A 12,807-nucleotide genomic window follows, 5' to 3' on the forward strand; every position below is an offset into this window, starting at 1 on the left:
AATGATACGCAATCGTGCCGGGGTTTGCAAGAGGATACTTCAATTCAACACTATCCAAAACACACTTGTCAAGATAAGCGGATATCGGTTTTCATCCTTTTTTTCATTTCAGTTCCTCGGCCAGCATCACTTTTTCTTCCATGATGTTATCTTGCCATTGGTTCATGGAAATGATGTAACGATCTTTGTCCGGTGTAAAATCTAGCTTCGCTTTGAAGAAAAAATAAAAGTCATAGGAACCGCCTACAATGCCCTTGCTCGGCATATAGATAAATCGGTCGATACCACGTTGTGTGTTTCTCCCATCTGACATGTTCCAGTCAATAAAAGTCCAGAATTGATAGGCCTTTTCACCGTTCAGCTCAAATTGTTTGGATAGATACTCTCTCCTGAGCAGCAGCTGGTCACCCATGGCAGGTTGTTGGAGGATATCCAACGGAAAGGGACTATCGGGAAAGTGCCGTTGGTAGAGGATCGCCATCTCTTTTATAGTCAGTTTTGATTGACCGGTATTGATGGTCCCGTAAGGTGTGTGTAATTCAGGTGGATAATTGCGGATATTAAAATATTCAAGCAAGCAGTTCTTGCTGACGTAAAAATCACCGTCCATACGCTTTATAAGGGCATAATGCATTGATTTCTTTTCGCTCCCCTCCACCAGATACTTTTCTTGCATATCACGGCGAAAATCTGTTTTCGACAGGATTCGGCCTTCCAGTTTGGCGGTATCTACTTTCTCCCAAGCTCCACTCCGGCTGAAATCGGGTAACACCGAAAAGAGTACCAACTCATTGCTGAGCCATACATTGTACAGTTCGATATGGTGGTCGGTTCCGTATAGCGCTTTTGTATCCAAGGTGTACTTGGCCACTCGATAAACGGAATCGAGCATATCGAGCATGACGAATTTCCTGCTTTGGGCCTGTGCATAAAAAATGTTGGACAACATCAGCCCTGATAATAATAGTATTTGCTTCATATTATGGACATTTGGTACCTTTCGCATTGCCTGTTGAGACATCTCTTTCATTCCCATTCAATATTTTTTCTGTATTACTCAAACTTGAATCCTCCACGATCCCCATCTTGGCCATCGCCCTAGCGGATGCGAGTGGCATATCGGGGTTGAATGATTGAATCGCATCGGTAAGAGCATCTACATAAATAGCAAACCTGGCATGGGTTTGGGCTATTTTGTATTTTTTCGTCCTTTTGCCATTTCCGTAAGTATACTCATATTCTGTGAATCCCGGATATTTGGTCGAGAATGCTGTACTTCCCAACCGATTTCGTTCAGCCCTTAAGAAAGAATGTAATGCTTCATGATACATCGTTATTAAAATGTATTCTTTAGTGGCATTTTCTAAAATGAAGGTGTTCAATTTAATAGTCGAAGTGTATGTAGGATTGTCCCAGTTATCTAGGGATAGTCCTTGTCCGGTTTCGGTGCCATCCTCGTCGTCGGCTAACAAATCAGAACTCTCGAAGTTAACGTTGAAATTTTCGCTATTTCCAAAAATTTCATCAAGCAATTTAGCCAACCCATTGTCGAGGGTCGTCAATTGCGCCACTAATGCCTGGGCACAAGGGTAATCATTTAATTTATCGGTAATATCCAAGGTGAGGTTTCTGTTTTCTGGGGTATCATCCCCACTTCCGTCATCCTCATTACCTATTCTGGGGTCCGGTTCGGGGAGTGGGCCCCATCCATCGTCTTGTCCGGGGCCTCCAGAACCAATGCACGTTGTGGATGTATAGGTGGTGTTTAGCATGCCGTTTACATAGGCCGATACGGTGGTGGTGTAGCAGGTTGTTCCCATCAGTTTGGTGATGCGGCCATCGGGTCCGCGGCCGTTGGCCATTAGCCTGCCGTCGTAGAAGTGCGCCATCCGGCTGCGGCCACCAAACCATGCCTCGGCGATGGCTGTTCCGGTAAATCTGCCGGACGCTTCCCAACCATTGCCCTCAGGGATGTAAAGCACCAGGTCGAATGCCCATTTCCCATCGGTGGCGGAAGCCCGAAGCCGGGCGGTTACCGGATGCTGTTTCCCCTCGGTTTCCCCGGCATAATAGGTTTCGCCAGTCCGGATGGGGACGAATACATACGTGGTCTTCCCGCCGTGTGTGGTAAAGGCCTCTTCCCAGAGTAGGTAGCCCTTTTTTTGCGGCGAGCCGGCCTCTGCAGAGCCGGCGCTATGCTGATTTTCAAAAGCGATCCTTGCCGCAATAGCGGGTTCCTGTGCATCCGGGCGTGCATCGACGACGGCTTCGTCCTTGGCACAGGATCCGACCAACAAGGCAACAAGAGACATCGTGATTAGGGTGTTAACTACGCGGTAGACACTTCCGTTTTTCTTCGGGGGGGGAGAGTTTATTCATATGGTGCAATCAATTGGTGCTAATGATGCAATGATACAGAATTGTTCAGGTAATTGCAAGGGATGCCGCCGCTCAATCTTGTTCAAAGCATACTTCTTAATTCAAACGGATATCGGTTTTTACCCGTTTTTTATTTTAGTTCCTCGGCCAGCATCACTTTTTCTTCCAGCACATTCTGCCACAATTCTTCTTTGGTTTTATTGTTTCGTTTTCTTCTTTCTATTGGAGGATTATTCCACGTATCAAAGAATAAAAACCAAAAATCGTATGAACCCGCAACGATTCCCTTGTCTGGCATGAAGATAAATCGATCAATACCCCGGTGGAGTTTCAAGTTGTCTGACCCGCGCCAATCCGTAAACGACCAAAATTGGTAAGCCTTTTCACCATTGATTTCACGCTCTCGGGAAAGATACTGCCGTTCCACGACCCACCAGTGATCTAGATAGGTGTCGGGGGGATTATCGAGCGATCTGTTGTCTACCTCCCCTCTCAGATCAAGCGGGAAGGGTAGCGTCTTAGGTGCATGGAACTCCTTGCCGTCTTCAAATACCCGCTTCATCTCCTTGATGGTTATTGGTTCCTGGCCAGTATTAAGGGTGCCATAGGGCGCATTGAACCTCGAGGAATAATGCACCACATAGAAAAACTCCGTCAGACAAAAGTTGCTCTTAAAATACTTCCCGCCTTCCCGCTTCACCAGCCTAAACAAATGAGTTTTAGTTTCCTTAATGCGGTTCGGCCCGGTCATGTAGGCTTTCATGGCTTTGTAGAGTTCTTTTTCGTCGTTTATAACGACGTCACGGATATCCGCTAGCGCTACCTCACTCCAGTTTTTATCGCTGGTGAAGTCTGGTAGCACGGAAAACAAAAAAAGCGTGCTTCCAAAATAGAAGTTATACATTTCAATGGTCTCGTCAACACCATACAGTTCTTCGGTTTTCAGTGTATATCGGTGCAGCTTGTCCCACTTACTGTGTTTGTCCAGACTGTCCAGCATGTCGAGCATCACGTATTGTATCTTTTCCTTCTGTGCCATAGATTCGAGTATAATCCCAGAATAGCAACCGGTGAGTATGAGTTTTAAAATGAATGCTCGCATGGTCATTATATAATTAATCATTACAAAGCTCGCTTTCAAAGGCAGGCCGTGCGGCTGCAACGGGGTCCCGTTCATCGGGTGCGCGTCAACGACGGCTTCATCTTTGGCACAGGACCCGACCAACAATGCAATGACAGACATTGTGATTAGGGTTTTAACTTAGCGGTGAACGCTTCCGTTTTTTCTGCGTGGGGCGGTAAAGTTTATTCATGTGGTGCAATCAATTGGTACTAGTGATACAATGATACATAATCATGCCCGGAATTGCAAAAGGATGCAATCTTTTACTCTCGAATATGCGTTTCGCTTTTGAGTAGCTTACTTATTCTTATTATCAGATGGGAGGTCCTTCTTCAATTTGTCCTCTATACGATGACCATTCATCTCCACATCACCGAAGAGAACAGTCGATTTAGAGGTAATCCGATAAATCGGAGGGAAGATGATGGCATTGGGTGCGGCCACGTCGTCAACCCCATACCTCCAGATACCCTTTATACCCAAAAACGTTTGGCCGTAATTGATTGGCGTTTGGAGCTGATGAATAAACACAAATACGGGGAAAATGATTTGTGTATTGTTATACCCCGCTTTTGCAAAGATATCTATAGCGATGTTTTCACGAATAGCCGCTAAGGTTTCGTCAAATACTTGATGCATATTCGTGCTGTTCTTGATGTTGGTTATCATACCGTTTGAATCCAATTCAAATCGAATGCTGAAAAGAAAATGTTGGGGCGATTTGTCAGCTTCATCCAAGAATGCCCGTCCGGAATTTGTCCAAAACATCCGGTCAACTACCTTGTGTAGGCTGTCAATCTGTGCATTGGTTTGAGCCCGCCCGCTATTACATAATATCATCGCGGCAAATAGAAGTATCATTATATAAGTAGGTTTATGGTGCATTGCAATACGACGTGCCTTGTATTCCATCTCTATGATTGTTTAACGTGTTTTCTGCGGGGGGCGGTAAAGTTTATTCACATGTCACTTGATATTTCGAATTTAAAACTATTTATTCGTTTTATCCAGTGACACAGTTGGTGTTACACTCTCAGCCCACCTCGAGGTCACGCCGAGGTGCTTTATCTCTTTTATTTCGGTCTGTTCCTTGTATGACGCTCGTCAGCCACCACATTATCTGTTACGAAAATAAATGTCAGAACAATAATAGCTATTCAATTCTTACTCTTGTTCTCTGGCAAATCTTTTGTTAGCCTATTCGCTTCGTAAGAATTTAAGTCCTCTTTTCTTACGGTAAAATCAACCATAAATTTAGCCGTAGCGCGATATATCGGAGGGAAAAAAATCGTTGGTTTAATGTCATTATTGGTGCAATCATAGCTCCACATATTTTCTAATCCTGCTAATGTGGCGTTATAATCAATGGGAGTCGATCCCTGCACGATAAAAATCATAATCGGCACAACGACGCGTGTATTTCGGTACTTCGTTCTTACAAATAATTCTTTGTCAATTTCTTCATACAGGCTATCAGCGATTCCATCGAATGCCTCGCGCATGCTTACACTGTTTTCAACGGCGGTTATCGAACCTTTTGAATCAATATCAAATCGGATACTGAAAATAAAATGTTGCGGGGTTTCATCAGATATATCATAGAATCGCCGGTCCAGATTTGTCCAGAGAAGCCGTGCTATTTCTTCATGTACACTGATATCAGCCTCCTTGTTTTGTGCGTCAAGCCGTTTCTCCTGCGCTTGATCTTCTAAAGTCAACGTGAGAAGGAAAAATAATGCAATCATCAACTTGTTCATTTCGTTTTCTTTTATGGATTACAGAACCTTGTATGATAGTAGCTGTTGCGGATTCGTTCGAAGCATTGGCAATCAATCTTTGTTTAGGTCGATTTGTCCCCCCGTCTGTATTAGCTCTGTAATTCGTTGAGACAGCTGAAGTGATTTATCACGAGTTAGGTGGGGGGAGTCTAGATAGGATAAAAACTTTCCATTTTCCGTATACATACTTCAATTTATAATGAACAGTTGCAAGTGTTTCACTATTGATGAACCCGACCATGGACGCGTTATCGAAAATCTTTAAACTCGATAAAAAAATAGATGTGTTTTTGGGACTCTTTACAATCTCCTTCATGTTTTTGATAGAAAATACATAGTGCCTACCACCCAATTTAATAAAGTCTAATGAGGAAGGTAATGCCAGGGGGGAGACCCAAATATTCACCGTATCATCCGGAATATTTGTGAAAGGGCTCCAATTGTCTGCCTGAGTTGATGTGTCATGATACGAAAAGATTGCACGCAATATGTTTATTGTGTCTTTTAATGTATAGGTTCGCTCGGTAATGCCGATACTGTCAAAAGAAGGTCTTTGAGTAGTGTCGGTTGGAACGTTTTGGCACGACGTCATTATCATAAGGCCAAGAATTGGCCAAACTATATATCTCACTTTCTCCATATCTACTTGCATTGCTTTTATTCTTGCATTTGTTCTACTTTCGTTATAACCCAAACAGATTTATTCTTTTCCATTTCGCAATCCAATATCGTTCCGAACACGGCCGAATAGATAGCACAGTGCGCCGAATCCTTTGTAATGGAAAGGGCATAAACATGAATATCGATATCAATTGGTATGTATCCACTCTTGGGGTAACCCTTCGGTTCATCAACAAATCGGATGATTTTACCAGGAATCGTTATTGGTAATTCATGCGGAATGTAGTCATTTTGTATAAAAAGTACGGTGTCTAAAGGATAAGTATCAATCAATTGTCCTAGGCCAACCGTATGAGTTCTTCCGGCGTGCAAAAATGTGCTTTTGGAACCCAAAGCTGCTTGGAGTATGTTGACTGTATCAGCGGTCGTCAATTTGTACTGGTTCGCCTCGACTGACTTTTGGGAAGGATTGTCGCAGGCGGTAATTATTGTGAAGAGTAATAGTAATCGAATTAATAGTGTGTTATACATAGCTTATTCATTCTGGAGGTCCCACTCATAATAGAGACGAGATTGGATTAGTTGATTAATTTGATACTGTACATTAAAACCAAATCCCAATTCTTCGAAGTATGTGCCGAAATTTTCCATCATCCTCATTACCTATCCGGGGTCCCGTTCATCGGGCTGCGCGTCAACGACGGCTTCATCCATGGCACAGGACCCGACCAACAATGCAACGACAGACATCGTTATGAGGGTTTTAACTTAACGGTGAGCGCTTCCGCACCTCAATTCACCGATATCCAAAGCACGTTTGTCAACTTATACGAATACCGGTGTTCCCCACTTTTCATTTCAGTTCCTCGGCCAGCATGACTTTTTCTTGCAATACATTTTGCCAAAGCTCTTCATTGGTTTTATTATGTCTGTCCCGACCATTTTCGATGAACGACCAGCTATTTACGAATAGAAACCAAAAATCGTAGGAGCCTGCAACAATCCCTCTTTCGGGCATGTAGACAAACCGGTCAATGCCCCGGTGGAGTTTCAGGTTGTCCTGCCCCCGCCAGTCCGTAAACGACCAGAACTGGTAGGCTTTTTCGTCGTTTATATCAAACATCCGCGAAAGATACTCGTGTTGAACCAGCCACCAGTGTTCTAAGTTGGTGTTCGGTGTATAAAACGAATCACTAGATGTTCGAATATCAAGTGGAAAGTGTCGTGAGCCCGGGAACTCCTTTCCTTCCTCAAACACCCGTTTCATCTCTTTGATGGTTATCAGTTCCTGACCGGTATTGAGTGTGCCATAGGGTACATTGAACCGCGAGGAATGATGCACCACATAGAAAAACTCCGTCAGGCAAAAATTGCTCGTGAAATACTTCCCGCCTTCGCGCTTCACCAACCTAAACAAATGAGTTTTAGTTTTCTTGGCCCGGCTAGGGCCAGTCATGTATGGCTCCATGGCCTCATTGAGCCCTTTTTCGTTGTTTATTACGACATCGCGGATATCATCCATCGATACCTCACTCCAATTCTCCTCGCTGGTGAAGTCCGGCAGCACGGAAAACAGGATAAGGGTACTCCCAAAATAGAAATTATACATCTCAATGGTCTCGTCCACCCCGTATAATTCTTCGGTTTTCAACGTATATCGGTACAGCTTGTCCCACTTACTGTGCTTGTCCAAGCTGTCCAGCATGTCGAGCATCACGTATTGTATCTTTCCCTTCTGTGCCATAGATTCGAGTATAACCCCAGAACAGCAACCGGTGATTATTAGTTTTAAAATGAATGCTCGCATGGTCATTATATAATTAATCATCACAAAGATCGCTTTCAAAGGCGGGCCGTGCGGCTGCGATAGGGTCCCGTTCATCGGGCTGCGCGTCAACGACGGCTTCATCCTTGGCACAGGACCCGACCAATAATGCAACGACCGACATCATGATTAGGGTTTTAACTTAGCGGTGAACGCTTCCGTACCTTAATTCACCGATATCCAAAGCACGCTTGTCAACATATACGGATACCGGTGTTCCCCCATTTTTCATTTCAGTTCCTCAGCCAGCATCACTTTTTCTTCCAGCACGTTCTGCCAAAGCTCTTCCTTGGTTTTATTATGCCTAACCCGTCCTTTCTCGATGAACGACCAGTTTTGTTCAAATAGAAAGTAGAAATCATATGACCCCGCAACGATACCTTTATCCGGTATGTAGATGAAACGGTCCACGCCACGATGGAGGTTGTAACCATCATGGGTATTCCAATCCGTAAATGTCCAAAACTGGTAGGCTCTTTCATCGTTTATTTTTAGCTCTCGTGACATATATTCTCGCTGAAGTATACGCCTGTTCGGTAGTAGCAACGTGCCGCCTAATTTCCGAACATCCAATGGGAAAGGCAGACGTTCAGGAATGTTTAGTGCTTTCCAATAAACATTCATCATTTGTTGGATACTTAGGATATCTTGTCCGATATTAATCGTCCCATATGGTGTGTTGAATGGAGAGGGGTAGGTATCGACGAAGAAAAACTCGGTCAAGCAATAATTACTCTTGAAATATTTATCTCCCTGAGTTTTTACTAAGGCGTATTGTAACGTTTTCTTGCTGTTGTCATCTCCAGATGGAATGCGGCTGCCCATTTCATGCCGAAAAGATTTTTCATCAAAAATTTGATTTTCGATTTCTGCTAAATTCACCTCACTCCAATTTTTATCGCTGGTGAAGTCTGGTAAGACAGAAAACAAAACTAAACCAACGTAATGAATATTATACAACTCTATAGTCTCGTCTACTCCATACAACTCCTGTGTATTAAGTGAATAATGGTTGACATCGTATAGACTATCGAGCATATCCAACATAATATATTTTTTCTCTTGAGCTAATGATCCAATAGTGATATGCAGGCTCCAACTAATAAGTATAAATTTCAATATGCAAACCTTCATTACAGTAATTTTTAATTTTCGCATAGCTCTGTTCCATCTAATAGGTTTCCATCCGCACCTCTACCCATATACTTTGCAGCAGCTTGTACAATATCATCTTTCAAGTAGGAGTTTCCGTCGATATCGAATGACGATACGTTAGCGTAAGCACCCGTGTAAGTCAGTCCGCTCCAAGCCAATGAAAATGCGTCGAGCTTTGAGATGCCAAACAAACCCTGCAGATAGCTAGCCATTGGACCTACGTATTTTGTAGCCATAGTTTGGTGCTGATCGGTTTTTCCCGTGCTGTTGAGAAGTTCTGCTTTTGATAGATAGGCATGCAACACCTCATGTATAAAAATTGAAACTGCTCCTTCTTGGGATGCATCCGGCATATATCCTTCGTGCAGTATAATCGTTGCTTTAAATATTGTTGGAATACCTCCAACCGAAGTTAAGTCTTGCCCCGCTGCTTCCCCGGGTTTGCCTTTTGGCGTAATACCATCGACCACATTAATGTCAATTTGAAGACCGACATTTCCATCCAGTTCTTTGATAATATCGGATATTAGGTCCATTGCCGATGCTGAATAGGTTAACGCCTTGTCTATCGTCTGTTTCAAGCAGAGGTCGTCTATCTGATTGATAATGTCCCTTGTGTAGTAGGTTGGCGATGTGTCGTCCTCATTACCTATCCTTGGGTCCGGTTCGGGGAGTGGCCCCCATCCATCGTCGGGGCCGGGGCCTCCCGATCCGATGCACGTGGTGGATGTATGGGTGGTGTTCAGTACCCCGTTGACATAGGCCGATACCGTTGTGGTGTAACAGGTTGTTCCCATCAATTTGGTGATGCGGCCATCGGGTCCGTGGCCGTTGGCGAGTAGCCTACCGTCGTAGAAGTGGGCCATCCGGCTACGGCCGCCGAACCATGCCTCGGCGATGGCTGTTCCGGTGAATTCTCCGGATGCTTCCCAGCCATTTCCCTCGGGGATGTAAAGCACCAGGTCGAATGCCCATTTCCCATCGGTGTTGGAAGCCCGGAGCCGTGCGGTTACGGGGTGTTGCCTTCCGCCGGGTTCCCCGGCATAGTAGGTTTCTTCGGCCCGGATGGGGACAAACACGTACATGGTCTGCCGCCCGTGTGTGGTAAAGGCTTCTTCCCAGTCGAGGTTACCCTGTTTTTGCGGGGAACCGGTGGTATTGCCATCCGCATGGCCTCCGTGTTTGTTTTCAAAGGCGGACCGTGCCGCTGTGATGGGGTCCCGTTCATCGGGCTGCGCGTCGACGACGGCTTCATCCTTGGCACAGGCCCCGACCAACAATGCAACGACAGACATCGTGATGAGGGTTTTAACTAAGCGGTGAACGCTTCCGTTTTTTCTGCGGGGGGGGGTAAAGTTTATTCATATGGTGCTATCAATTGGTGCTAGTGATACAATGATACGCAATCGCGCCGGGGTTTGCAAGTGGAAAAACTCATCTTGAAGCCATGTAGGGAGCTTTTTGTCTTTTATTTTCGGTTTATTCCCCATATATTTGATTTATGGGAATAGATAGCTCTTTGGTTTTAAGTGTCTTAGTGATGCTACATGTTTACCTCTGCGTCCGATTCGCTGTACAAGCGTCTTTCCGTTATGCACGGCGGTATCAGTTTTGGATGCTGCTTATCGTTTTGATACCTGTTGCGGGTTATGTGTATAGTATACGGAAATTGAAAGGGAAAAGGCTGGAAGAACCTGGGTAGTTGCAGAATTTTGGATTCGTTGCAAAACATACGTCAAACACGACATCAACAACTTACAATCGTATGAAGACATTTACCACTATTTTTAGTTTATTTAATTTGATGATTCTGGCCAGCTGCGCGTATGCACAGGAGCGGCATGAGATAACAGGTCACCTTGGTATAGGTAGCAATGGCCTATATCGGTTTGAATCGCTTGACGGGAGTGGGGGTAGTGAGGGAGGGCTGTCATTTTCTGGCGGCATACGGTATGGGTATACCATAGGTAACCGACTTCAGTTGATTTCGGGGTTAGACTATAGCGACCATCACTTAACATTGGTGGGCGCTCCAATGCCCGAGCAGGTTAGACAAGATATACGTATTTCGATTTTGTCGGTTCCGCTGCATGTTCAATGGAATATCGGCGAATGGTTTTTCATCCATGGAGGGCCCGACATCGATTTCCAAGTGAACGGAGATGCTAATATGGACAATCAAAGCGGTGTAGGCTTCACGATCGCAGTAGGTGCTCGGCATGCGTTCGGCCCATGGGGGTTGTCCGTCGCTCCGCAGGTTAAAAATTATGCGTTGTTGGCTTTTAAAGGAGACCGTTACCAACAACGGCTCATAACAGGAGGGGCGTCGGTTGGTATCTCGTATCGTTTCTGATTTGGTGATTATGGGGAGTTATTAAATATTTGTACTGTATTACCCCAGAGGGTGGCCGCTAACCGGTATCGCTGGCGGATAAAACACCACACACAGCCGTAAGCAGGAATCAGCTTCGTCCAGTAATAGCTGAACGGCAAATTTTGGGTTCATGATATGCCGCAACGGGTCCATGATACGCCGTAAGGAGTCGATGATACGCCGCCCCGAACCCTTGTGGGCCTCGCCTGAACCCGTTCCGGCGTGACCAGAACCCATGTTGGCTTCACATGAGTCCGTTCCAGCGTGACCCCAACCCATGCTGGCTTCACATGAGCCCGTTCCCGCGTGACCCGAACCGATGTCGGCTTCACACGAGTCCGTTTTGGCGTGACCCGAACCGATGTCGGCTTCACACGAGTCCGTTCCGGCGTGACTTGAACCCATGTCGGCTTCACATGGGTCCGTTCCGGCGTGACTTGAACCCATGTCGGCTTCACAGGAGTCCGTTTCGGCGTAACCCGAACCCATGTCGGCTTCACAGGAGTCCGTTGTGGCGTGACCGGAACCCATGTCGGCTTCACATGAGTCCGTTTTGGCGTGACCTCAACCCATGTTGACTTCATATGAGTCCGTTTCGGCGTGACCGGAACCTATGTCGGCATAACCGGAACCTATGTCGGCATAACCGGAACCCATGTCGGCATAACCGGAACCCGTTGCGGCATAACCGGAACCCGTCGTGACGTCATTTTCTCAGGGGAGAGTCTTTAAAGACTCCTTTTTTTTGGTTATTTTGAGCCCCATAGCAATAGCCACTGCAATGCAGACGGTCATGAACACTTCACCCCTCAATACCAATAGCTACACCATCTGGCAGACGTCGCCATGGCGATATGCGGCTGTGGCTTTTGGGGTAATTTTTGGTGGCATAGGGCTTATGTTATATCTAAAGGAGATGGGTGTATTGCCATCCAATGGCCCCTGGGTCGTACTGTTGATGCTAGGTTTATTTGGATTGGTGTTTCTTTTAACTCAATATTTCGCAACGGCCAAAATGGTGATTACCATGGACGACGAGGGCATCCGGAGAGTTTGGGAAACGCAGTTTCCGGGAAATTGGCGGCCCGATGAGGACATCAAATGGACGGAGGTAACCGAGTACTTGTATCAACCGGAAAAAAATTATCAGGTATTTAAAATCAAATTAACGGCCGGCCGGGTTATCAAGTTGTATCGCGGGTGGTATGCCGGTAAAGATGATTTTACACGTTTTCGGAAGGACTTTGTTCAAAGGGTGGCAGAGCGCAATTGTTTCGGTGGGAGGGAAGGGACTAAGATCAGGATGAGTAGATCGTTCTATGAATCAAAAACGGCGTATGTAATAGCAGTTATAGGAGTTGTGCTTTTGGTCGCGGCCTCGCTGGTGGTGCTTGCCCTGTCGTTTTACAGGGGGCCGCATTTCGGGAATTTCGTCAGTCTTGGGGCGGGATACACGATGGTACTGTATTTTGTGGGTATGGTTTGCCGTTATAGCCAAACGCGGAAGGAGCTTGCTGCATCGGAGTCGGCAGTCGAATAGTACAGGCCTGTT

The 12,807-nt window shown here is 45.6% G+C and carries 13 protein-coding genes; 2 read left to right on the plus strand and 11 right to left on the minus strand.

The window, feature by feature from the left end; all coding sequences use genetic code 11:
• Positions 1–103: 103 nt before the first annotated feature.
• The 10 genes from U9S71_RS03970 to U9S71_RS04015 all read right to left on the minus strand — a co-directional run bounded on the left by U9S71_RS03970 (position 104) and on the right by U9S71_RS04015 (position 10,176).
• On the minus strand, positions 104–979 hold the full coding sequence (locus U9S71_RS03970; RefSeq protein ID WP_326325428.1) for a hypothetical protein: 876 nt from the start codon (positions 977–979) through the stop codon (positions 104–106).
• A 1-nt stretch (position 980) separates the two neighbouring features.
• Positions 981–2,312, minus strand: coding sequence for a hypothetical protein (locus U9S71_RS03975; RefSeq protein ID WP_326325429.1), 1,332 nt, complete (start codon positions 2,310–2,312; stop codon positions 981–983).
• 197 nt (positions 2,313–2,509) lie between these two features.
• On the minus strand, positions 2,510–3,622 hold the full coding sequence (locus tag U9S71_RS03980) for a hypothetical protein (RefSeq protein ID WP_326325431.1): 1,113 nt from the start codon (positions 3,620–3,622) through the stop codon (positions 2,510–2,512).
• 177 nt (positions 3,623–3,799) lie between these two features.
• Positions 3,800–4,414 carry a hypothetical protein gene (locus U9S71_RS03985; protein WP_326325432.1) on the minus strand — a complete coding sequence of 205 codons (615 nt, stop codon included), beginning with the start codon at positions 4,412–4,414 and terminating at the stop codon, positions 3,800–3,802.
• A gap of 245 nt (positions 4,415–4,659) precedes the next feature.
• The gene (locus U9S71_RS03990) at positions 4,660–5,259 is read right to left on the minus strand and encodes a hypothetical protein (RefSeq protein WP_326325434.1); all 600 of its coding nucleotides are present in this window, start codon (positions 5,257–5,259) and stop codon (positions 4,660–4,662) included.
• Positions 5,260–5,937: 678 nt separating this feature from the next.
• Positions 5,938–6,432 (minus strand): hypothetical protein, encoded by a 495-nt coding sequence (locus U9S71_RS03995; RefSeq protein ID WP_326325435.1) that lies wholly within the window; start codon positions 6,430–6,432, stop codon positions 5,938–5,940.
• Between the two features lie 322 nt (positions 6,433–6,754).
• Positions 6,755–7,645, minus strand: coding sequence for a hypothetical protein (locus tag U9S71_RS04000; protein WP_326325436.1), 891 nt, complete (start codon positions 7,643–7,645; stop codon positions 6,755–6,757).
• 76 nt (positions 7,646–7,721) lie between these two features.
• Positions 7,722–7,853, minus strand: a complete 132-nt coding sequence (locus U9S71_RS04005) for a hypothetical protein (protein ID WP_326325438.1) — start codon at positions 7,851–7,853, stop codon at positions 7,722–7,724.
• Positions 7,854–7,954: 101 nt separating this feature from the next.
• Positions 7,955–8,860, minus strand: coding sequence for a hypothetical protein (locus U9S71_RS04010; RefSeq protein ID WP_326325439.1), 906 nt, complete (start codon positions 8,858–8,860; stop codon positions 7,955–7,957).
• An 11-nt stretch (positions 8,861–8,871) separates the two neighbouring features.
• Entirely contained in the window at positions 8,872–10,176 is a 1,305-nt protein-coding gene (locus tag U9S71_RS04015) for a hypothetical protein (RefSeq protein WP_326325440.1), read from the minus strand.
• 470 nt (positions 10,177–10,646) lie between these two features.
• On the opposite strand from U9S71_RS04015, the gene U9S71_RS04020 reads away from it, so the two are divergent.
• Positions 10,647–11,234 (plus strand): outer membrane beta-barrel protein, encoded by a 588-nt coding sequence (locus U9S71_RS04020; RefSeq protein WP_326325441.1) that lies wholly within the window; start codon positions 10,647–10,649, stop codon positions 11,232–11,234.
• A gap of 39 nt (positions 11,235–11,273) precedes the next feature.
• Here the strand turns inward: U9S71_RS04020 and U9S71_RS04025 are convergent, their stop codons facing one another.
• A complete protein-coding gene (locus U9S71_RS04025) occupies positions 11,274–11,786 on the minus strand; it encodes a hypothetical protein (RefSeq protein WP_326325442.1) in 513 nt (170 codons plus the stop codon).
• A gap of 262 nt (positions 11,787–12,048) precedes the next feature.
• Here U9S71_RS04025 and U9S71_RS04030 point away from each other — a divergent pair, with 262 nt between their 5' ends.
• Complete coding sequence (locus tag U9S71_RS04030; protein ID WP_326325443.1) at positions 12,049–12,795, plus strand: hypothetical protein; 747 nt, start codon at positions 12,049–12,051, stop codon at positions 12,793–12,795.
• The last annotated feature ends 12 nt before the right edge of the window (positions 12,796–12,807 follow it).

It is taken from the genome of Parapedobacter flavus (assembly GCF_035818675.1).
In the GTDB taxonomy this organism is placed as follows: Bacteria; Bacteroidota; Bacteroidia; order Sphingobacteriales; family Sphingobacteriaceae; genus Parapedobacter; species Parapedobacter flavus.